This is a genomic window from Ruminococcus sp. RTP21358st1_G6_RTP21358_211008 (genome assembly GCF_040908885.1).
Lineage (GTDB): Bacteria > Bacillota > Clostridia > Lachnospirales > Lachnospiraceae > Blautia_A > Blautia_A faecis.
The window spans coordinates 1-22239 of the sequence record NZ_JBDGDM010000056.1 but is presented as its reverse complement, the minus strand read 5'-3'; the positions used below and the strand labels follow the sequence as shown (position 1 = coordinate 22239).

Sequence of the window (22239 nt, the reverse complement as noted above, 5' to 3'; positions counted from 1 at the left end):
TCTGTCAGGCAAATTTACCCCAATTATTGCGGAAAATGGAACTGGTTATGGAAGTAGCGCTGTGTATAAGGAACGAATATGTCATCAGAACAAAATAAAGTAATTTTACGAGCAGAACATATTTCAAAAACATACGGTGAAAAAAAAGTTTTGGAGGACATTTCCATTCATCTGGAGCAGGGTGAGCTGGTTTCCCTTCTGGGAGTCAGCGGTTCCGGAAAGACCACATTGTTCAATGTGCTTTCCGGTATTATCCCGCCTGATGAAGGAAAGGTCTATCTGAAAGATCAGGATGTGACTTCCACACCTGGAAGCATCAGCTACATGCTGCAGAAGGATCTTCTCCTTCCTCACAAGAAAGTGATCGACAATGTAGCACTTCCCCTTGTACTGAAAGGCGTGAAGAAAGCAGAAGCCAGGGAAAAGGCCAATCCGCTTTTTGCAGAATTTGGTCTGGAAGGCACCCAGTATCAGTATCCAAGCCAGCTGTCCGGCGGTATGCGACAGCGTGCGGCTTTGCTTCGAACTTATTTAAGTTCCAGCGGAGTTGCCCTTCTGGATGAGCCTTTCAGTGCCTTGGACACGCTGACCAAGGCCAGTGTGCATAAGTGGTATCTGGAGGTTATGCAGCATATTGATCTGTCCACCTTGTTTATCACCCATGATATTGACGAGGCCATTCTTTTGTCCGACAGGATTTACATCCTGAACGGAACTCCGGGAACCATCAAAGATGAGATCGTGATCCAGGAGAGAAAACCAAGGGCAGCGGATTTTGCATTGTCAGAAGAATTTTTGGAATATAAGAGACAGATTATCAGCAAGCTGTAGTTTTTCGGTTGATGAAAATAAAACTTCCCGGCAGGTTTCATACTACCTGAGTTTGAGCGCTCAGAAGCAGAAGCCTGCCGGGACTTTTTATGTAAAATATCCAGTTGACGTGCTATTGTGAAGCCGGCACAAAAATGGTACTATTAGTACTATAACGAAGAAGGAGAAAAATGTAGGATGAGGAAAAATGAAAAAAGAAATGGAAAAGCACTGCTTCCTATAGTAGTGTTTGTTGTTTTGTATCTGGGGCTTGGCATATTATTTGAGTATGGTCTGGATATCGAGATGGGATTTTATAAAATTCCCGTTGTCGTTATATTTCTGGTTGCATTACTTGTTGCCTGTATACAGAACCGCGAGCTTAAATTGGATGATAAGCTGGAAGTTATGGGGATGGGAATCAGTGATCCTAACATTATTACAATGATCATAATTTTTATGCTGTCAGGTATTTTTGTAGGTATAGTCGGAAGAACATCTGCAAACAGTGTTGCATATTTTATTTTGTCACTGGTTCCGCCTCAGTTTGCAGTTGTTGTGCTTTTTGTGGTCAGCTGTTTTGTTTCTCTTGCAATGGGTACCTCTGTAGGAACAATTACGCTGATCGTTCCAATTGGAGTTGCAGTGGCAAGAGTATCCGGATTTGCACTGCCGGTTTGTATTGGTTCCGTCATGAGCGGCGCCATGTTTGGAGATAATCTGTCATTTATATCAGACACAACCATTGCTGCATGTAATGGACAAGGCTGTGAAATGAAAGATAAATTTAAGGAGAATTTCTTTATTGCACTGCCAGCTGCTATTGCCAGCATTATTATTCTGCTGGTTTTGTCTGTTAAAAATTATAATGGTGGATTCATCGAAGAAAAATATGATTTAATACAGATCATTCCTTATATTCTGGTTCTTATAGGTGGAATCATCGGATTTAATGTATTTTTCGTGCTGATTACAGGTATTCTAAGTGGCTCAGTTATTATGATTGCAACAGGAATGATAGCACCCACAGACCTGATCGGAAATATGGGAACCGGTGCTGCCGGGATGTTTGAAACCAGTATGGTTGCGATTCTGGTAGCTGCAATCTGTGCCCTGATCAAGGAGTATGGTGGATTTTCCGCTTTATTATACTGGATAAAGAAAGTGTTTAAAGGAAAAAAAGGCGGGCTCCTGGGAATGGGACTGTTAGTTGGGCTAATGGATATTGCAACTGCCAATAATACAGTTGCGATCGTTATGGCGAACCCGATTGCAAAAGAAATGTCAAAGGATTACGGTATCAGCGCCAGAAAAGCTGCTTCTATCCTGGATACATTTTCCTGTATTTTTCAGGGTATTTTACCGTACGGAGCGCAAATGCTGGTTGCTGTTTCTGCTGCAGCCAGTTTAGGAGAAGTGGTCAGTGCATTTGATATACTTCCAATGCTGCTGTATCCTTATATGCTGCTGCTTAGTTCACTTGCTTTTATATTTACCATGAAAGTTCCGGATGGCAGACAGTGAATGGAGAAGCCTAAGCCTGTGCTCACACATACCTATCTGCTCTGCAGAATTGAGGAAGCGTATGAGCTCTTTGAAAATAAGAGAGATGGCGTAATTAAAGTGGCTGTGGAATGCTGAATAAAATCCGCAATCTGCACGCCCACTTTGCGGTATATTCTACCCGAATTCGGTTGCTGCCCGCTATGGCGCCCTCATCCGGATAAAATCTTCCACAAATTGTGACGCACATCTTGCAGAAAGCCTTTTTCAAACACTTGCAAGTAAATTATTACCTATAAAACAGTAATAAATTCTGTGAAAATTGTGCAATAGTAATGATTCGTATATTGTGAAGCGGGCACAAAAATGATACTATCATTATATAAAGAAGCAGGAGGTAAGTACGTGATGAAGAAACTTACAACAGCAAAAATATGGCAGTTTGCAGCAGGTCAGTTTGGATGGGCAATGTTGTCCGGAATCATTTCAAACTGGCTTGTGTATTTTTATCAGCCAGATGAAACCGCCATCAGCCAGGGGCAGAACGTATTTATTCCACAGGGACTGGTGGTGCTTGGCATTTTCACTATTATCGGAGGAATCACAGCCTTCGGGAGAATTTTTGATGCTTTTACAGATCCTATGATCGCGTCCTGGTCGGACCGGTGTACAGCCAAAGATGGACGGCGAATTCCATTCCTGAAATGGGCGTCCTTGCCTCTGGCACTTTCCACAGTGCTGGTGTTCTGGTCCCCGATCAATGAGAAAAGCTGGCTCAATGCAGCGTTTTTGCTGGTGATGGTTCTGGCCTATTACCTTTCCATAACAGCTTATTGTACACCGTATAATGCCTTGATCCCGGAGCTTGGACATACCCAGCAGGAGCGGCTTAACATTTCTACGGTGATTTCCTTTACATTCATTGCAGGAACTGCAGTTGCATACCTGGCACCAACTATCTGGGGTGCATTTATCCCGGCATTTGGACGTGTTGGCGCCATCCGTGTCACCTTCACGCTGATGGCAGTGGTGGCATTTATCTGCATGCTGATACCGGTATTTTGCATTCGGGAAAAGGATTACGTGGACACAGTTCCAGCAAAAGAGTCTGCTTTTCGTTCCCTGACTGCTACGTTTAAGAATGGAGAATTTTGTAAATTTGTGGGCTCCGATATTTTTTACTGGATCGCCCTTACCATGTTTCAGACAGGTCTGCCTTTCTTTGTGACCAGCCTTCTGAAGCTGCCGGAGACGATGACAACCCTGTATTTTGTGGGGATGACAGCATTGTCTTTGGTATTTTACATTCCGGTAAATAAGCTTACCCCGAAACTGGGTAAGAAAAAGATGATTCTATTTGCATTTGCTGTATTCAGTTTGGCTTATTTCTATACAGGATTTATGGGAAAAATGAGCTTTATTCCGGAAACCGTACAGGGATTGATCCTGACGGTGGTGGCAGCGCTGCCGATGGCGATTTTCGGAATTTTGCCCCAGGCGGTTGTGGCAGATATCGCCCAGAGTGATTCCATCACATCCGGAAGCAACAGGGAAGGAATGTTTTATGCGGCAAGAACCTTTGCATTCAAACTGGGCCAGAGTCTTTCCATGCTGATCTTTACTGCTGTTTCTACGATTGGAGCAGGAGAGGGAACTGGTTATAGAATCGCAGCCTTTGGCGCAGCGGTGTTTTGTATGGTGGGCGGAATTATTCTGGTGTTTTATAATGAGAAGAAGATTAATGGGATTATTGGGGGATAGTAATAAAGTATTAAGACTCTCGTAAATTGTAACACATGTCGCAGTACACCTTTTTCAAAGATACTTTTGAATGAGTTGTGTTATCAGGAATGTGTGAATCGTGATGATTGTTTTTTATGATTTTATAAGCTGCTTGTAAGGGGAGTTTTGAAATGAAAATAATACAGGAAAACGAATATTTAGATGCTGTGAAAAATGAGGTGGAACCTTATTTAAAGGCTCATTGCCGGGATGGGTACATTCCGGGAGCAGAAGACATTTACCATGAGAAAAATGGAATTATAGGAAAAATCCATGTGAAACGTTATCTGGCAGATGATCCAAAAGGGGTGGTGGTAATCAGCCACGGCTTCACAGAAGGTGCGCCAAAATATGAGGAGATGATTTACTATTTTTTACAGGCTGGTTATCATGTATACATGCCAGAACATATGGGACACGGCCAAAGCTACCGCCTGACAGCAGATTTCTCATTGGTACATATTGATATCTGGAAACGTTACGTGCGTGATTTTCTAAAAATCTGTCATAAAATCAAAAAGGCACATCCAGACCTGCCCCTGAACCTTTTTGCCCACTCCATGGGCGGTGCAATCGGTGCAATCGCCGCAGCCTGGGAACCCACTCTTTTTCATAAAGTGATATTAAGCTCGCCTATGATCAAACCGCTCACCGGAGGTGTGCCCTGGCCGTTGACCGTACTGATCGCCCATGCAGAATGCTTTTGGGGAAAGGAAGAGTCCTATGTCTTAGGCCAGAAACCTTACGACGGAACCGACACCTTCCAAACCAGCGCCGGCACCTCTGAACCTAAATTTATAAGGTACAACGACCTGAGAAAAGAAAAACAGTTTCTCCAGACCTGTGCACCATCCTGTGGCTGGCTGAAAGCCTCCATAAAAATGAGCTGGTATTTAAGATACCACGGCTGGAAGATGCTCCAGTCCCCACTCCTTATTTTTCAGGCCGAAAAAGACGATTTCGTATCCGTCCGCGCACTTCAGAAATTCGCAGCAAAAGTCAAGAAGCGCGGTGTTGCCCCTTGCGAGTATGTTTACATGCCTGGGACGAAGCATGAGATATATTGTGGCGGGGATGAGACGATGGAAGTATATTGGGATAAAATAGAAAAGTTTTTGGAAGAAAAATAAGTTTGGCGTTGCCTATAAACGAAAATTAGTCTCCTTAATCAAATATAAAAAATCTGGTTGAGGAGAAAGTTTTGCTTATAAAGTAAATAAAAATGTTAAGCTTATAAAGTAAATAAAAATTGACAAAACAGCGTGCTTTTGTTAATTTTTATGAACATAAAAAATCAATAATTATAAGAAAGAAGTTTATCAGCGTAGGAAACTCTACTTTGCGTAGGTACTCAAAAAGTCAAATTTGTTATAGAATCTGCACATGGAGGTAGATATTATGAACCAATATGTTACAAGAACCATAATTAAAGAATTACGTGAAAGAAACAAAATGACACAATTACAGCTTGCTGATAAGCTGGGAGTCACAGACAAAACAATTTCCAAATGGGAAACTGGAAAAGGCTATCCGGATATTACGCTGCTGGAGCCAATTGCAGACGCTTTTTCCATATCTGTCACAGAACTGATCTCTGGCAGTACCGTGAGTAATGCAAATGTGTCAGCCAACATGCTCCGCTCAAAATTTTACGTCTACCCTGTATGCGGCAATGTGATCCATACCATGGGCGAAGCTGTCATACATTGCCACGGCGTGCAGTTGGCGCCCGCGGTCCCAGAAGAAACTGACGAGAATCATAAAATTTTTATCGAAAAAGTAGAAGCCGAATACTTCGTCTGCATTGATCATGATATGACGAAAAAACATTACATTTCCTTTATCGCAGCTGCATCCTCAGACCGCATGCAAATGGTTAAACTCTACCCAGAAGGAAATGCTGAAGCTAGGTTTAAAATCAACGGTGTGAAGAGAATTTTCTTCTACTGTAACAAAGACGGGCTTTTTTCAATAAATGTGGTGAAAGGACTAGACGACAGGGAGAAGTCCTATGATGATGTGGAAGAACGACGGGAACTGGAGAAAGTAGCAGGGATATTGTTTAGGTAAGGGAAAAAGAAACAAGTAAGTTACTGCTTATTGTTAACGTTCTGAGAAGCGTTTTAGGTGAATAAAGTTCACAGTAAAAACGAGAATTTCGGCGCAGAATCATGTGAATGAACTTCTATGCTTTGCGAAGCGTGCTGCTGATCAAGAGCGAATAGTAACTTGTGAATTGAAATTGAGAGGTTGTATATTAATGAAAGAATATACAATCTCTTTTTTGTATGTTACTATTAATGAAAATAGATTGATATTCATTCCATAAAATATCATCAGATCGGGGAACAACAAATGAACTATAAGAATGTAAAAATAGATAAAACGGCAAAAATTGCGAAGCAGTCCGTAATCATCGGTGATGTAACAATCGGCCGTGACAGCTGTGTGCTATACTACAGTGTAATCCGCGGAGATGACGCGCCAATCGTAATCGGTGAGGAAACCAACATCCAGGAAAACTGCACAGTCCACGTCAGCCGAGACCTGCCAGTCCACATTGGAAACAATGTCACAATAGGCCACAATGCCGTAATTCACAGCTGTACAATCGGCGACCGCACTTTAATCGGAATGGGCGCCATAATCCTTGACGGAGCCAAAATCGGCAGCGACTGCATCATCGGCGCCGGAAGCCTTGTCACCAAAAACACCATCATCCCAGACGGCTCCCTGGTAATGGGAAGCCCTGCGAAGATTAAGAGAAATCTTACGTGGGAAGAGAAGATTGGGATTGTGGAGAATAGTAAGGAATATGTGAGTGTGGCGGAAGAAATGTGGAAGCAGGGAGTGTTATAAACAAATTAATATTGCGAGATGTATGTGGTCACATCTCGCAATAATGAAACTATTGATTTTCTTTATCTATAAATTTTTTATAGTGTATACGCATATATGATTTCATGCATTCGCCCATAGAAAGCTGTGTTGATTCTGAAATACTTAGTGCTTTTCGCTGTTCATTGTCAATTGATTCTGAGATACATATATTTCCAGTATCAGGATTAAATGATATTAGGTGGCGGTCAAATAAAGCATCATGATTAGCACATAAAAGTAAACCGTTATTTGCATCTATACGTTCTTCTCTGGAAGATTCAGACCATTCTTTAATGTGACTTGCACGTAATACCGATGTTGTGGAAATATTGCAAAGGTTGCAGTAATGACGTTCAAGAAGAAGTAGTCTTCGAAAGGAGCCTTGTGAAACGCGTGTTTTTACAATTCTTTCAATATCTGTTCCAGCATTCGGGGTATTATTAAGGGTATTTTGCAATGCAATTGTTTTAGCATCGTCATACATGACATCTTTTGAAATGATTTGATGTTGTAATTGAATTGCTAATGCTGAATTATATGAAGGATTTAGTACTGCAAAGTTTATATTATGAGAACCATGTGTGTCAGTAATAGAATATAGGTGATTGCACAACTCTGAGGGGATGAGTATGGCAAGGTAGCGCAAATAATCATATCTCAGCATGACAAGAGCATCGTCCTGGAAGGCATATCTTTGGAGTAAAGTAAAGGATTCTTTCGAATCTGGTATATTAATCTGAACTTGCGTGCCCTTGTGTCCGTATTTTTTGTATGCAGAACTGTGAAGGGTTAAATCCCAATTTGATAGATAAGGTGGCACATCAATTGAATGGCGAAAAAAATATGTGTTTCCATCTGAAGAGAGACGGCTTAAAGGATTGTTGATAGCACAAAGATAGCTCAAATTATTATCATATAAATCTATGTCAATACTCTGAGGAGGAGTTGTAGTATTACTCAGACCTTCAAAGAAAAATAATTTCGCCTGTTCTCCTGTGACATCTATATGTGTCTGGTTGACTTTTAGAATAGTATTATTGGCGCTGATTCTTCGTTTCTCTTTTATAATATTCTGATTGGAAAGCTTCTTCACAAATACACCCTGGAAAACATCTGGATTAAGTGGAGTATCTGGAATATGTATATAATTTAGAAAATTATTTAATAGGTCAATAATTAATTTATACATGTGCATATATTCCCTTCTTTAATTTTGTATATATTATAGCAAACAAGATGAAAAGTGTATACAGAAAATTATATAAAAGAATCTATTTACACCCTGATAAAAACATTATATAATACCTATATTAAATGGAGGAAATTTTAATGACGAATATAAAGAAAAATAATTGCGGAAGACCTGCAGGAAGAATAAAAACTGCAAAAATAGAAATATCAATTGAACCGACAGTAAAAGATGAATTTATGACATTATTGCGTAAAGAAGGAAAAACTGCTTCTGTAGAAATTGGGTTATGGATCAGAGAGTACATAAAAAATAATAAGCTTGGGGAGGAAGAATAGATGAATGTTGTATCACTCTTCAGCGGACTTGGAGGACTTGATAAAGGTTTTGCAGATACCGGTTATAATATTGTCTGGGCAAATGATTTTGATAAGTACGCGGTACAGACATATAAGGCTAATTTTGGTGATCATATTGTTTTAGGAGATATAAATGAAATTCCATTAGAAATTATACCAGACTGTGATATTCTTATAGGGGGATTTCCCTGCCAGCCCTTTAGTATGATGGGACAACAAAAAGGTTTTGAGGACACAAGAGGAACCTTGTTTTTTAGAATAGCAGAAATAGTGGATGATAAAATTAAAAGAGGAAAGAAGCCGAAAGCGATTATTCTTGAAAATGTCCGCTCTTTACGGACTCATAATAATGGAAAAACATATAAAGAAATACACAGAGTATTACAAGACGTGCTCGGATATAATGTGTTTTGTGATATATTAAATTCAGCCGACTATGGAATACCACAGACAAGAAATAGAACTTACATAGTGTGTTTTGACAACCAGAATGCAAAATTCATATTTCCGCAAAAAGAAAAACTTAAAAAAACTTTACAGGATTTATTAGAGCCGGAAGTTGATAATAAGTATTTTTTGTCAGATAGAATATTACCCACAATATTATCTAATGGAACTGGTGGATATAAAGCAAAATCAGAAATAGATCTTGAGATTGCAAGACCTTTATGTGCAACTATGGCGAAGATGCACAGAGCATGTCAGGATAATTATGTCACACAAAAGGGAAGGATAAGAAGACTTACGCCGCGCGAGTGTGCAAGATTGCAGGGATTTGAAGATTCTTTTGTGATTCCAGTGTCTGACAGCCAGGCGTATAAGCAATTTGGGAATGCAGTTACAGTTAATGTGTCAAGAGCTGTTGCCCAATCGGTAAAGAGTACATTTATAAATCTTGGAGAGTGGGTAGACTGATATGGAATACAAAAACGATAAATGTGAGTTTACTGCGTTTGTAAAAGCAGGACTTGATAGTAAAGAGCAGGAAAATATAGAAATTTGTATTGAAAGAGTAACGAAAACTGTAAAAGAGGACTTCCTTAATGCAAGGGCCAGATTATATAAGGACGAGGTAAAGAACGATGCAGAAGTTATGACTGCATTCAGAAGATTATCCGTTATATGTAATGAAAATGTACAGCAGTGTTATGAATGTCCTGTAAGCAAATATTGTAATACTTATATTGAAAACGCCAGAAAAAATGTTAATGATGATTCACTAAAGATGATAGATTTGTTTTGCGGAGCAGGTGGGTTGTCGTTAGGATTTACACAGGAAGGATTTGTTACTACCTTGGCAAATGATATCCAGGATTGTTGTGTGGATACATATGCACATAACCATCCGGAGACACCCAGAGACCATATTATATTGGGAAACATAAAAGATGTGGTAAACGAGCTTGATGAATTGCTGGATGGAAGAAGTGCTGACATTGTTATTGGTGGACCACCTTGCCAGGGATTTAGTATGGCTAACAGACAGAGGCTGATAGACGATCCGAGAAATCATCTTTATAAAAGTTATGTTGAAGCAGTAAAAAAAGTTCAGCCTAAATTTTTTGTCATGGAAAATGTCAAAGGGATGCAATCTGTAGCAGAACAGGTAAAAGATGATTTCCGTGCAATCGGGTACTCTGTAGAGTGCCATATACTAAATGCAAAGAATTTCGGAGTGCCTCAAAATCGTGAAAGACTAATATATATAGGTAATTGTCTTGGAATTGATAATGAGAAAATCTTCAATGAGATATTTGAACTTAGCGAAAAGATACCGGAATATAATCTGGGTGATGCTTTATTTGGACTTAGGAAATTGGAAGCTTCAAGAGTGAAAAACTCTACAGAAAGCGGCTCGATAGAAAGTGGATACAAAATAGAAAAGAATTATTGTACTGAAACAAATGATTATATTTCTTATATTAATCAAGGCAGAGTAATTGATGTGGTTTCAAATCATAAGGCCAGATACAACAATGACAGGGATATTGAAATTTTTGGACGAATGGAACCGGGAGATCGTTCAGATGACCCTAAAATAGCAGATATCATGCCTTATGCCAGAAGAAATGGAATTTTTAAGGATAAATATTTTAAACTGGAAAATGATAAGGTTTGTAAAACGATAACTGCGCATATGAAATTTGACTGCAATATGTATATACATCCTACCCAGGCAAGAGGATTAACGCCAAGAGAAGCGGCAAGAGTACAGTCTTATCCTGATGATTATTTTTTCAGAGGGGCATATACGAAGACATATATGCAGATAGGAAATTCTGTTCCGCCACTTTTGGGAAGGGCAATAGCACAAGTGATAAAAGGCTATATGAAAGGCGGTAATGCTTGATGAATTTTGTAGAAGCAATAAGAGTAATAAAGAATATAATTCCACAGTGTTCTGCAAACGAATATGATGGAATACTGGTAAAAAGACTGGAAGCGTCTAATACCCTGGATGAGGGGAGAACAACTAATCAGACACACATAGCAATATCTGGAGAACAGATGAATATGTTCCCGTATCTCATGGCTGATGGTTATTTTAACTGCGATTATAGTGAAAAAGATGAACAGTTAAAAAAATATTTTATAACACAGATCCCACTTTACATTTACCAGGACAATATTTCATATTTAGAGGCTGATGAGAAAAGCGGAATCATTTTTGACGAAAATAAAAAAAGTTGTGTTTGTGCAAGCGTGGTAAGAAGTAGGAGAAAAGAACAGGCAGATCAAGTACAACTTTCATTGATTACTAGTGATGATGTGGATTTTGTTAAGTTTAGAAAGTTGTTACACACCGGAGACTTTCTGGTGATCTTGAAACATAAAGAGAGGTTGAGCTATGATTGTATTGGAATAAGAGCAGCTGATGAAAATAATGGAGAGTATCATCTTTCTGTGCTAAACAACAAATTTTACAAATTACCGACTAATACGAAAGTTGATATAAAGAAATATATTAAAATTAAAGATTCCAAAGTTGAAAATAGAAATTTTACAATCTCGGAATTAGGAAACATTCTTAAAGAAATGTATAGTAATGCAGAAAATAAAATGCAAGTGGCTTCTATCCATATTTTCGGAATAAAGTACGGAAAAAACATTATTCAAAAGGCATTCAAATCATTGGATATAGTTAAAGCTGCTGGAATAAATGAATCATACTCTACAGAATTACAAAAGGCTTTGAATATATACAGATGTCTTGAACAGAATTCATATGGTATTTATATTTCAGATGAGAATGCGATAAAAGAAGAAAAAGAAGTTTTAGGCGAGAGAAAAACAGGAGCAGAAAATATACTTTTGTATGGAGTCCCAGGATCTGGTAAAAGCCATGAAATAAAAACAAAATATTGTAATGATGAAAAAATGATGGAAAGGGTTGTTTTTCATCCCGATTATACATACTCAGATTTTGTGGGGCAGATATTGCCGAGAGTGGAAAAAGATAAAGACGGCAATGAGAAGTTAAAATATGTGTTTACACCAGGACCATTTACCAGAATGTTAAAGAAAGCACAAGAAGATCCCAGTAATCATTATTATCTTGTTATAGAAGAATTAAATCGTGGCAATGCACCTGCAATATTTGGAGAGATATTTCAGTTACTGGATCGAAAAGATGAGGATGAATTTCCTGCAGAAGAAGTTGGGGAGAGTGAATATGGAATTTCAAATTATGATGTTGCAAAAGAGGTATATGGGGATGAAAATCACCCGGTAAGGATTCCTTCCAATATGAACATTCTGGCAACAATGAATACGGCTGATCAGAATGTGTTTACACTGGATACTGCGTTCTTGCGAAGATGGAGTACAAGACAGATAGAGAATAATTTTGAAAAATCTGAACATTCAAAAGATATGATTGATGGTACAAAAGTAAGTTGGGGGACCTTTGCTACTGTAATTAACGATATGATTATTGATAGTAATACTGACATGGTAAGCTCTGCAGATAAGCGTTTGGGAATATATTTTGCAAAGAAAAAAGAATTGGATGCAGATAAGTTCTCTGAAAAAGTGCTTAAACATTTATGGGATAATGCTTTTAGAATGGATCCGACAGTAATATTTAATGAGAGCTGTAAATCTCTGGAGGATGTGGTTAGTAAGTATGAAACAAGTGAAGCTGATAAATTGGAATCTGTATTGAGAACAGAAGTCTATGAGAAGATGCTTTTAAAAATGAAGCAGCGAAATATAGAAAATGATGAAAAGTAGGTGGTGATTTTTTGAGGAAAGTTGATATAAGAAGCAAGTGCAGAGTGAATTCTAATTGTGAAAAGGATACATTTGTTGGATTGAGATGTAGTGATGGCGATATTAGTATTAACTTTCCGATAGGTTATCATATATCTGAAGACGACAATGAACTTCGCAAGGACATTATGTTACTATTTACAACACTCTCGGCTAATACAAAGCGAAAGGAATCAGATGTTCTTAGACAAGGAAATGCTTTTGATGAAATGGAATTTCCGTTGCAGTCATATTTATATCTTATAAAAGATTTTTTTGCAAGAGGTTATTATAAAGAACAGGAAGTTTCATATAAAGTTGCTAAAAAAGGAAAAATAAATTGGAACAGAACAATAAAAACTCAGAAGTCTTATGTACAGGGTACAGATGTATTTTATCTGGATTTTGTAACAAAGAACGATCGTGTTAAAGAAAATGAACTGATTACATTAATACATGAGTATTGTGTGTATGAGAGTTTTGAACAAATGGGATGGCTTTTTACCAGAATAATGCCAGAAAAACCACGAATTATAAAGCAGGACAGAATCTTCCGTTCGGTTCTTAAAGAAAAGCTTGCAAATACATATAATGATAAAAATCGCATATTGTTTAGACATATGTTGGCAATTATTGATTTTGAGGGAGATAGAAATTCTGACAAGACTTATAGATACGGAACTTATCGCTTTGAATATGTCTGGGAAAAAATGATTGATAAAGTATTCGGTATAGAAAATAAAGCTGATTATTTTCCGAAGACTTCATGGTGGATTGATAAGACGAAACATGAAAATGCTTCTCTTGAACCAGATACGATTATGATAAGTGGAACAAATGTGTACATTCTTGATGCAAAGTATTATAAATACGGAGTAACTGGAAATACCAGGGATCTTCCTGAATCAACATCAATTAATAAACAGATTACATATGGGGAGTATGTAGCTACTGAGAAAAAATTTAAGAAAAAACATGGAGATAACATGAGGGTGTATAATGCATTTCTTATGCCTTTTGATTCGTTGAAAAGGAAATGTCCGGATAATTCCCAGATGCTTAAAATAGGAGAAGCAATAAGTAATTGGAAGGATAATTCAGAAGAATATCAGAAAATACAGGGAATTCTCATTGATGTTAAATCTTTAATGAGTATAAATGTCCGGCAGGAAATGAATGAAATAGAAAAATTGGCGAAGTTAATTGAAAGCTGATTGTTGAGGTGATTTTGTGACTGATGTTTTAACAAAAGAACAGCGGCATAAGAATATGAAAAATATTCGCGGAAAAGATACCAGGATAGAAGTTATATTAAGAAAAGCCTTATGGAATAAAGGTTATCGGTATCGGAAAAATTACAAAAAATTACCTGGAAGTCCAGATATTGCGTTGACAAAATATAAGATTGCGATATTCTGCGATGGAGAATTTTTCCATGGAAAAGATTGGGAAAAGTTAGAATTGAAATTAAAGAATAGTAATAACAGTGAATTCTGGATTAAGAAAATATCACGTAACATGGAGCGAGACGACGAGATAAATAAAAAGTTAAACTATGAAGGATGGACTGTTATCCGATTTTGGGGAGAAGATATAAAGAAATATACGGATGAGTGTGTTAAAACAGTGGAAGAGGCAATATTTGATGTGATTATTTGTGATAATGATGAAGGTTAAATTTGGAGGTGCTGACATTGCAGATTGATAAAATTCCCAAAATATTTATATCATATTCATGGAGTAGTGATGCACTTGTACTTGAGCTTGCGAACAGATTGGTTTCCCATGGGGTAGATGTCGTCCTTGACAAATGGGATTTGAAAGAGGGAAATGATAAATATGAATTTATGGAAAGGTGTGTTAATGATTCGAGTATTACAAAAGTACTCATAATTTGTGATAAAGCATACGCACAGAAAGCAAATGACCGTACTGGAGGTGTAGGAGATGAAACAGTAATTATTTCCAGTGAAGTGTACGGAAATGCAAGACAAGAAAAGTTCATCCCAATTATTGCAGAGCGAGATGAAGAGGGAAAGGAATATGTACCAACTTATATAAAAACCAGAATATATATTGATCTTTCGAATCCGGAAAAATATGAGGAAGAATATGAGAAACTTCTTCGAAATATATATGAAAAACCTCAGTTTGTAAAACCACCTCTTGGAAAGAAACCAGAATGGTTGGATGAGGAAAAGACTAATTTTTTTCCAGTAAAAGATTTGATTCGTCAAATCAGAGGAGGTAATACATCAATTAAACGAAAGAGCTGCATAGCAAGATTTCAAGAAGCATATATTGAGGCTTTAAAATCTTATTATATTTGTAATGTAAAACCAGAAGAAGCATATAATAATTTCCTAAATACAAAAACAGTACGTGATATATATTTGGAATTTGTAGAAACGATTGCCGAAACCGAAAGCAATTATGCGGAGACGCTTGCAGAATCTTTTGAGTACTTATATAACAAATTAACTTGTGTAAAAACATTTAATCCACAGGCATATTCTGCAAATAAGAATGATTTGGATGTATATAAAATTCTTTTGTGGGAATTGTTCATCTGTGTTATTGCTTATTTACGTCATATTAAAGACTATGAGGCAATAAATATATTGCTAACATATACATATTTTTTAGAGAACAGTCTTTTTGGTGGAGAAATTAAACAAACTAATTATACAACATTTAGACATCATAGTTTTGTCATTGAAGAACATTATAAGCCAATGTCTCAAATGAAAGATAAGTATACTTTAGTTGGCAATATTATTTGCAGTCAAAGAGAAAAATTTCCGATATATACGGCAGAAGCAATTGCAGAAGCAGATTTATTTTTATATCAGGTTTGTAATGCCTATGATCTTCCTAAAAATGAGCGAATTTGGTATGGCACTTGTTGGTTTCCTACATGTTATATTTATGTTGAAAATAAAGGGCTAGAATGGGAAAGAATGAAGTCACGTAGATATTGTAAAAAAATGGAGGTATTATTTGGCGTAAATGATATTGAAGAACTAAAGGGAAAAATAGAAAAATGTGTGTATAATTCTGAAATAAGTTATTTAAGGGGATGGGATGCTGCGCCTGCTATCTTAAACTATATTAAAGTTGAGGATATTGGAACCTTAAATTGATATACGTTATGAAATGGGATTAAATGTCTGAAATTACTAAAGAAGATGCATATTTACGTTTCAACAAGGAACTTATGAAAACAGTTAGAGTAGTTGCAGCTGTAATAAAAACTGTTAATGAAAATGACGAACCCATTATTTTCTTGGACGATTGTGACGCACATCTTGCAGAAGCCTTTTTAAACATGCTCTAGGAATTTTGCACCTTATATTGGATTTACGGAAGCAGAGGTAAAGACGCTTACCGAGAAATATAACCAGGATTATGAGAAGAAAATAACGGGAGGGACCCACCATGGGACATTTCTATTTCATCCGGCACGGGCAGACCGTGTGGAATGTTGAGAACAAAATATGCGGGGCTACAGACAGTCCGCTTACAGAATATGGACGCGAGCAGGCAAAGGAGACGGGACAGAAGATTCTTACAGAGGGGGTTAAGGCAGATGAAATCCTCTGCTCTCCGCTTAACAGGGCAGCGGATACTGCCAGGTTGATTTCGGAAATGACAGGAATTCCATACAGGGTGGAACCAAGGCTGATTGAGCAGAATTTTGGAAAATGGGAGTCCACTCCCCGGGATGGGAAGGATTTCAAGAAAGCAAAGGAGTTTTTTGCATGCAGTCATGAAGGCGGAGAATCAACACTTCGGCTGGCGCAGAGAATCTATAATCTTCTTGATGAAATAAAAGCAGAGTCCGATAAAAAGACCTACATCCTGGTTGCTCACAACGGAATCGCCAGAGTGGTACAGTCCTATTTTACGGATATGACAAATGAGGAATATGCTGCATTTGGAGTAAAAAACTGTGCTGTGGTTCGATATGATTTTAAATGACAAAAGAATATTCGGAATATGAATGATTATTTTGAAACGGTAAGTAATCTTGAGGTAATTAAGCCGGAAAAGAAACGAATAACTCTGCGCCATTATCCTGATTAAAGAGGCAAACGAAGGAGAACAGGGAAAAGAGACTGGAGAAAAACTAAATGATAGTTAATAAGTGTTCGGAAATTTTATTAGCAAAATCAAAAAAACTATATGGGAACTACCGGGATAACTGTACAGTTGTCCAGAGAATGCTGGAAAAATATAAAAAGTTATATCCTAATATTTCTGATTATTCTATAATGCATTTTATCGATATTGCAGAATTTTGTGATATGATAATGGATAAGCAGAAACTGGAAAATCTGAATGAAGATGAGTGCTACTGTCTTTTGTCCGCAGCGCTATTTGCACATATTGGATTTGGCTTAAATCAGGAAATTATGAATAGATATGTGGACAAGCTTGGAATTCAGAAGCAGGCAGAAGAGCTTACGTTCTTTCAGGTTATGAGTAAATATCATGTTTTGTTCAGTGCATGCCTGTTGGAAGAATACGGCGATATATTTGAATTTCCATCAGATCTGCATAAATATGCCATAATCCGTATGCTTCACTTTATCGGTGAAAATGGTACAGCACCTGTTCAGTTAGAAGAAGCTTTGGTGTTGAACAATCAAAATGTTATCAGGCTGAAGGAACTGGCAGCTGTGTTAGCTGTTGGAAACCAGCTGGCAGAACTAAAAAATGCAAATATTGATTTGAGCTATGACAAGTTCGACAAATATAATTCCGAAGAAATCGTTGGATTTGTTGAAAGAAACGTGGTAAGAAGTATTAAGGTAAAAGATGGCAAGCTGGTGATAGAAGCAGGCGGTTCGGATTCGGCTTATACACTGATTGAGCGGAAGGTAAATTTAATTATTGATAATTTCGGGAAAATTGTCAGTAGTCTGTCTGACCGGTCAGACTACAGTTTGAATCTTTTTTCCATTGTTTCCATAGAGCTTCACCGCCTTCCGTCTGCGGAAACAGCTGAAAAAATCTATCTGAACAAAGAAATCGAAGAATCATGGACAGATAAGGACAGGGAACTGTTTCAGAAGCTTTCTCCTGAGGAAAGAGTGTTTTATGCCGATTATTTATCCACAGAATTCGAGACAACCAAATTCCTTATAGAGTTCGCGAAAACCAACAAAGCCGTACTGGAAGGATTAGAGTACAGAGTGAAATCACCGAAATCCTTGTACAATAAGCTTTATCAGAGAGTAGAGAAATCCTTCTTTGATTCGCTGGCGGATGTAGTCCGTTATACGATCATACTGGATCCGGAAGATTATGTAGAACAGATCCGTTCTGTTATAACGGCTTTGTCTGAGAAAAACTGGAAAATTTATGCATTAAAAAATTATTGGACTAATGACGGTTTTCCATACAATGGCGTGAATACCAAATTTAAAAATCCGCGCAACTACCGAATTGAAATCCAGTTTCATACAAAGGAAAGCTTTGATGTGAAAATGAGCAAGGAAGACCACGACTTGTATGAGCAGAGAAGAGTCCTTGAGCCTGGATGTGATGAGTATAACAGGATATTGCAGCTGCAGCTGAACTTATATTCTAATATGGAGTATCCAAAAAACATTGCACTTTTAGATAATATTTGAACAAATTAAGGAAAAGGGGAAGAAATATGTTTTCTTTAAAAGAAAAAGAAGTAAATACTGGACGCCAGAGAGAGCTTGACCTGGTAAAAGGCTTTCTGATGATCATGATTGTATTTATACATTCCTTTCAGACAATTGCAGGTGCAGCAGCGGCAGAGTCAAGTGTACATAAAATTATGTTTGCCCTGTTTATGCCTACCGGAGCCTGCTTATATCTGTTTACCATGGGTTTTGGAAGTGTTTTTACACGTCATTCCCAGCCAAAGGACATGGTCAGAAACGGTATAAAACTGTTGATTTACCAAGGCATAAGCAATTTGTGCTATGCGGCAGTCATGACGGTCAGCTACGCCATTAGAAATTCTATTACAGGAGAAGTAGCAGGCAGCAGGGAAGTATTTGAAGCAAGTCGGTATTCCATGCTTACATTTGTGAATATTTTTTTCATATCTGGTATGTGCTACCTTGTACTTGCTTTGTACAGGAAATTTAATGTAAAACTTGGCGGTTACATAATAAGTGCATTGATAGTGGGAATCGTAACACCTTTTACCAAACTGCTGGTTTCTGATAATCAGGCACTTAACTGGCTTCTGGATATGACCTTTGGGGGAAAAGGTGAGACAAGCTTCTGCTTTTTTCCATATCTGAGTTATGTATTTTTAGGATATGTTTTTGCAAAAGTAATCAGAAGAGTACCAGAGGATGAAAAAGGAGCTTTTTACAAAAAGAGCGGTCTGGTATGCGGAATCGTAGCGGCAGCCTGGTTTGTAATCTGCATCGTAATGCATCCGGGTGTTGACGGATTCTTTAATTATATGATCGAACAGTATCGAACTCCCGGACTTGTGAAAGTAGTGGGAACCTTCTGCAGCATTATCCTTGTATTTGCAGTGGCATTTTTTCTCATGCCGATTATAGAAAAATGGAAATTTGTTTACAATAAGCTGTGCTATTATTCCAGGCAGATATCCAAAATGTATGCAGTGCATATTGGAGTATATTGGACGATTGCTGGTTTTGCAGCTTTTTACGAATTTAGTGTAAGAGATTGTCTGATTTTGTCAGTCGTTGTGCTGATCGTAACAGATCTACTTGTGCAGGGATATTTGAAACTGACAGATAAGCTAAAGGGATAAAAATGGAACAATACTATTATAATCATATGAACAAACCCCAGCAGGCTGCTTATCACAGCATTTTTGTCGGGGTGAAAAATCTATCGGATGAAATTCAGGTTCCGGCACTTTCCGGAGAGGAGCTTTACAATATTTTTTTCCAGATGAGGCTGGACCATCCGGAAATATTCTGGGTAACCAATTTTAAATATCGTTACTACAAAGATTCGCCGAACCTGATTTTCATACCGGAATATCTTTTTGAGAAAAACAAGATCCGGGAGCATCAGAAGGCTCTGACAGCCAGGGTAGAGAAGCTTGTCCGCCCGGCACAGAAGATGTCTGAGTGGGAAAAAGAGAAATATGTGCACGATTTTATCTGCGAAAATGTCCGTTATGACAAACTGAAAAAAGCATATTCCCATGAGATCATAGGTCCTCTTGGACAGAGCGTCGGGGTATGCGAGGGCATTGCGAAAGCGGTGAAGGTTCTTCTGGATGCGCTGGGAGTATGGTGTGTGATCGCAATTTGCGGTAACAATCCGGAAAAAGGAATCAAATACCGGCACACCTGGAATATTGTAAAGATAAATGGCACATATTATCATTTAGATGCCACTTTTGACAACAGCCTGGGAAAAGATCGCGAAAACAAGGAAATCCGCTATGACTATTTCAACCTGGATGATCAGCAGATCTTTCGCGATCATGAGCCCTTGATCGCGCCTGCGCCTCATTGCAATGATCATGATCATTTTTACTACAAAGAGAAGAAATTATCATTTACCAAACAGGAGGATGTATACAAGCGGTCTTTGCAGGCTGCTAAGAAAGGAAAGGTGCTTGTTTTTCACTGGCGGGGTGGATACCTGACAAAAGAAGTATTAAATGAGCTTCTTGACCTAATCCGCAAAGCAGGCATGGAAAAAGAGAAAAACGCAATGGTCAGCATAAACTGGCCTCAGGCAGTTCTTCGCGTCCAGTATGCTGACATACAGGTACAGGAGAGTGTTATGCTGGAGGAAGCGAATGAAGGGGAGAAGGATTGATGAAATGACCCAAGGAATTTTGTGCTAAAACTGTCCAGGTTACTGTTCGGAAAAAATTAAAACATTGTTGAAAGAATTCTATTGTTATATGATTTCGTAAGTGATATACTTAAACACAAGAAGAACCGTGTAAAATTATAGTTTACTTTTTGCGCGGTTTCTTATATATGCAGCGGTTAGTTTAAACTAACAAAAAGACGGTTTGAAAGATTATAGCGAAAATATAATCAACAAGCTATAGAACTGTTACTATACCGCTGAAGAAAATTATTTTTGCTATATATATGAAAAATTTTTCGATTATACAAGGAAGGAAAATGTAATGTTAATGAATATTTTTGAAGGTATACTGATTCCATTTGTTGGAACAACACTAGGTGCAGCATGTGTGTTTTTTATGAGAAAAACACTTAGCAAGTCAGTGCAACGTGCACTTGCAGGGTTTGCAGCAGGCATAATGGTTGCTGCTTCAATCTGGAGTCTTCTGATTCCGGCTATTAAACAATCTGAGAGTATGGGAAGATTATCATTTGTTCCGGCAGTTGTTGGGTTCTGGATTGGTATTTTGTTTTTACTAGCGCTCGATCATTTGATTCCACATCTTCATGTTGGAAGTGATCAGGCAGAGGGACCGAAAAGCAAGCTTGGCCGTACAACAATGATGGTGTTGGCTGTTACACTACACAACATCCCTGAAGGTATGGCAGTCGGTGTAATGTATGCAGGATTTCTTGCTGAAAATGCACAGATTACAGCAACAAGTGCACTCGTTTTATCACTTGGAATTGCCATTCAGAATTTTCCGGAAGGAGCGATTATATCCATGCCGCTTAGGGCAGAGGGCGAAAGCAAGGGAAAGGCATTTCTCGGAGGTGTACTTTCAGGAGTGGTTGAACCGATTGGAGCAGTACTGACGATTCTTGCTGCACAGCTGATAATCCCGGCATTACCATATTTACTGAGCTTTGCAGCAGGAGCCATGTTATATGTTGTGGTTGAAGAACTAATTCCGGAAATGTCGCAGGGACAGCACTCGAATATTGGTACGCTTTTCTTTGCACTTGGATTTAGTTTGATGATGATCCTAGATGTGGCATTAGGGTAAGAGGCGAGAAATGATTCTTAGCGATTATGCTGGCAGTTACATTTGAAAGCAGTTTTGGAGATAAATTTATGTATCAACATGCTATGAAGGCACCAGATGAAATGAGGGAATTGCATAAGCAGTTTTATGCTTATATGAAAAGAATGAAGAAATGCGGATGCAAGGCGAAAAGGTACAGTGATTGGAGAAAAAAACATGAAAAATGAAGAATATAAAAAATGTCAATTAAAGAATTTACAAAAGCAGCAGGAAGATATGAAAGTAGCCATGCTGGTATTTACGAAATGTGCAAGAAAGATTATCCGGATCCACAGGCATTTTTTGACAGTGTGAAGAGATGTCTTCGCCCAAATGGAAGGTTGGTTCTTAGAGATGTGACCAGTGACAACAAAGTATTGGTATGGCTAATGAATACATTGGAAATGCCGTTGGCAAATATATGCGGACATGGAGATGTCCAGGTGCCAACAAGAGATGTGGTCATAAAATGTTGCAAAAAAGCAGGATTAAAAGTAGAAAAATTTGAAATTCGTAAAGGTATGCGAATGCATTGT

The 22239-nt window shown here is 38.0% G+C and carries 22 protein-coding genes; 20 read left to right on the top strand and 2 right to left on the bottom strand.

Features of this window, described 5'->3' with window-relative positions; all coding sequences use genetic code 11:
* The first annotated feature begins 78 nt into the window (after positions 1 to 78).
* Positions 79 to 831, top strand: a complete 753-nt coding sequence (locus AB5Z12_RS17655) for an ABC transporter ATP-binding protein (protein ID WP_195590337.1) — start codon at positions 79 to 81, stop codon at positions 829 to 831.
* Positions 832 to 1008: 177 nt separating this feature from the next.
* Complete coding sequence (locus AB5Z12_RS17650) at positions 1009 to 2334, top strand: Na+/H+ antiporter NhaC family protein (protein ID WP_173718406.1); 1326 nt, start codon at positions 1009 to 1011, stop codon at positions 2332 to 2334.
* A gap of 94 nt (positions 2335 to 2428) precedes the next feature.
* On the opposite strand, the gene AB5Z12_RS17645 is transcribed toward AB5Z12_RS17650, so the two are convergent.
* Positions 2429 to 2563, bottom strand: a complete 135-nt coding sequence (locus AB5Z12_RS17645; RefSeq protein WP_306467771.1) for a DUF6783 domain-containing protein — start codon at positions 2561 to 2563, stop codon at positions 2429 to 2431.
* Between AB5Z12_RS17645 and AB5Z12_RS17640 the strand changes: the two genes are divergently transcribed.
* From AB5Z12_RS17640 to AB5Z12_RS17620, 5 genes are all read left to right on the top strand, one after another.
* Positions 2528 to 2620, top strand: coding sequence for a DUF6783 domain-containing protein (locus AB5Z12_RS17640; protein ID WP_319017140.1), 93 nt, complete (start codon positions 2528 to 2530; stop codon positions 2618 to 2620). The genes AB5Z12_RS17645 and AB5Z12_RS17640 overlap by 36 nt on opposite strands.
* A 101-nt stretch (positions 2621 to 2721) precedes the next feature.
* Positions 2722 to 4074 carry an MFS transporter gene (locus AB5Z12_RS17635; RefSeq protein WP_173769751.1) on the top strand — a complete coding sequence of 451 codons (1353 nt, stop codon included), beginning with the start codon at positions 2722 to 2724 and terminating at the stop codon, positions 4072 to 4074.
* Positions 4075 to 4226: 152 nt separating this feature from the next.
* Positions 4227 to 5225: an alpha/beta fold hydrolase gene (locus AB5Z12_RS17630; protein WP_368357423.1), complete on the top strand. Its 999-nt coding sequence runs from the start codon at positions 4227 to 4229 to the stop codon at positions 5223 to 5225.
* A 268-nt stretch (positions 5226 to 5493) separates the two neighbouring features.
* The gene (locus tag AB5Z12_RS17625; RefSeq protein WP_173735505.1) at positions 5494 to 6165 is read left to right on the top strand and encodes a helix-turn-helix domain-containing protein; all 672 of its coding nucleotides are present in this window, start codon (positions 5494 to 5496) and stop codon (positions 6163 to 6165) included.
* A gap of 285 nt (positions 6166 to 6450) precedes the next feature.
* The gene (locus AB5Z12_RS17620) at positions 6451 to 6954 is read left to right on the top strand and encodes a gamma carbonic anhydrase family protein (protein ID WP_368357424.1); all 504 of its coding nucleotides are present in this window, start codon (positions 6451 to 6453) and stop codon (positions 6952 to 6954) included.
* Positions 6955 to 7003: 49 nt separating this feature from the next.
* On the opposite strand, the gene AB5Z12_RS17615 is transcribed toward AB5Z12_RS17620, so the two are convergent.
* On the bottom strand, positions 7004 to 8164 hold the full coding sequence (locus tag AB5Z12_RS17615; protein WP_368357425.1) for an HNH endonuclease: 1161 nt from the start codon (positions 8162 to 8164) through the stop codon (positions 7004 to 7006).
* 140 nt (positions 8165 to 8304) lie between these two features.
* Here AB5Z12_RS17615 and AB5Z12_RS17610 point away from each other — a divergent pair, with 140 nt between their 5' ends.
* The 13 genes from AB5Z12_RS17610 to AB5Z12_RS17550 form a co-directional block, all read left to right on the top strand.
* A complete protein-coding gene (locus tag AB5Z12_RS17610) occupies positions 8305 to 8502 on the top strand; it encodes an antitoxin (protein ID WP_173715614.1) in 198 nt (65 codons plus the stop codon).
* Positions 8503 to 9438, top strand: coding sequence for a DNA cytosine methyltransferase (locus tag AB5Z12_RS17605; protein WP_173718412.1), 936 nt, complete (start codon positions 8503 to 8505; stop codon positions 9436 to 9438).
* Between the two features lies 1 nt (position 9439).
* Entirely contained in the window at positions 9440 to 10873 is a 1434-nt protein-coding gene (locus AB5Z12_RS17600; protein ID WP_173715612.1) for a DNA cytosine methyltransferase, read from the top strand.
* A complete protein-coding gene (locus tag AB5Z12_RS17595; protein WP_368368721.1) occupies positions 10873 to 12756 on the top strand; it encodes an McrB family protein in 1884 nt (627 codons plus the stop codon). Before AB5Z12_RS17600 ends, AB5Z12_RS17595 begins: the two co-directional genes overlap by 1 nt.
* Positions 12757 to 12767: 11 nt before the next feature.
* Positions 12768 to 13988, top strand: coding sequence for an LlaJI family restriction endonuclease (locus AB5Z12_RS17590; RefSeq protein WP_368368720.1), 1221 nt, complete (start codon positions 12768 to 12770; stop codon positions 13986 to 13988).
* Between the two features lie 16 nt (positions 13989 to 14004).
* Positions 14005 to 14451 carry a very short patch repair endonuclease gene (locus tag AB5Z12_RS17585; RefSeq protein ID WP_173715610.1) on the top strand — a complete coding sequence of 149 codons (447 nt, stop codon included), beginning with the start codon at positions 14005 to 14007 and terminating at the stop codon, positions 14449 to 14451.
* 17 nt (positions 14452 to 14468) lie between these two features.
* Positions 14469 to 15917: a toll/interleukin-1 receptor domain-containing protein gene (locus AB5Z12_RS17580; protein ID WP_202017136.1), complete on the top strand. Its 1449-nt coding sequence runs from the start codon at positions 14469 to 14471 to the stop codon at positions 15915 to 15917.
* 295 nt (positions 15918 to 16212) lie between these two features.
* Positions 16213 to 16755 (top strand): histidine phosphatase family protein, encoded by a 543-nt coding sequence (locus AB5Z12_RS17575; RefSeq protein ID WP_173719616.1) that lies wholly within the window; start codon positions 16213 to 16215, stop codon positions 16753 to 16755.
* Between the two features lie 152 nt (positions 16756 to 16907).
* Positions 16908 to 18413 carry a hypothetical protein gene (locus AB5Z12_RS17570; protein ID WP_173769763.1) on the top strand — a complete coding sequence of 502 codons (1506 nt, stop codon included), beginning with the start codon at positions 16908 to 16910 and terminating at the stop codon, positions 18411 to 18413.
* Between the two features lie 26 nt (positions 18414 to 18439).
* Complete coding sequence (locus AB5Z12_RS17565) at positions 18440 to 19552, top strand: heparan-alpha-glucosaminide N-acetyltransferase domain-containing protein (protein WP_173735511.1); 1113 nt, start codon at positions 18440 to 18442, stop codon at positions 19550 to 19552.
* A 2-nt stretch (positions 19553 to 19554) separates the two neighbouring features.
* A complete protein-coding gene (locus tag AB5Z12_RS17560) occupies positions 19555 to 20580 on the top strand; it encodes a transglutaminase domain-containing protein (RefSeq protein ID WP_195478540.1) in 1026 nt (341 codons plus the stop codon).
* Positions 20581 to 20902: 322 nt separating this feature from the next.
* Positions 20903 to 21685 carry a ZIP family metal transporter gene (locus tag AB5Z12_RS17555; RefSeq protein WP_195991384.1) on the top strand — a complete coding sequence of 261 codons (783 nt, stop codon included), beginning with the start codon at positions 20903 to 20905 and terminating at the stop codon, positions 21683 to 21685.
* Positions 21686 to 21903: 218 nt separating this feature from the next.
* The coding region (locus AB5Z12_RS17550) for a methyltransferase domain-containing protein (protein ID WP_368357426.1) at positions 21904 to 22239 on the top strand (336 nt) is incomplete at its 3' end.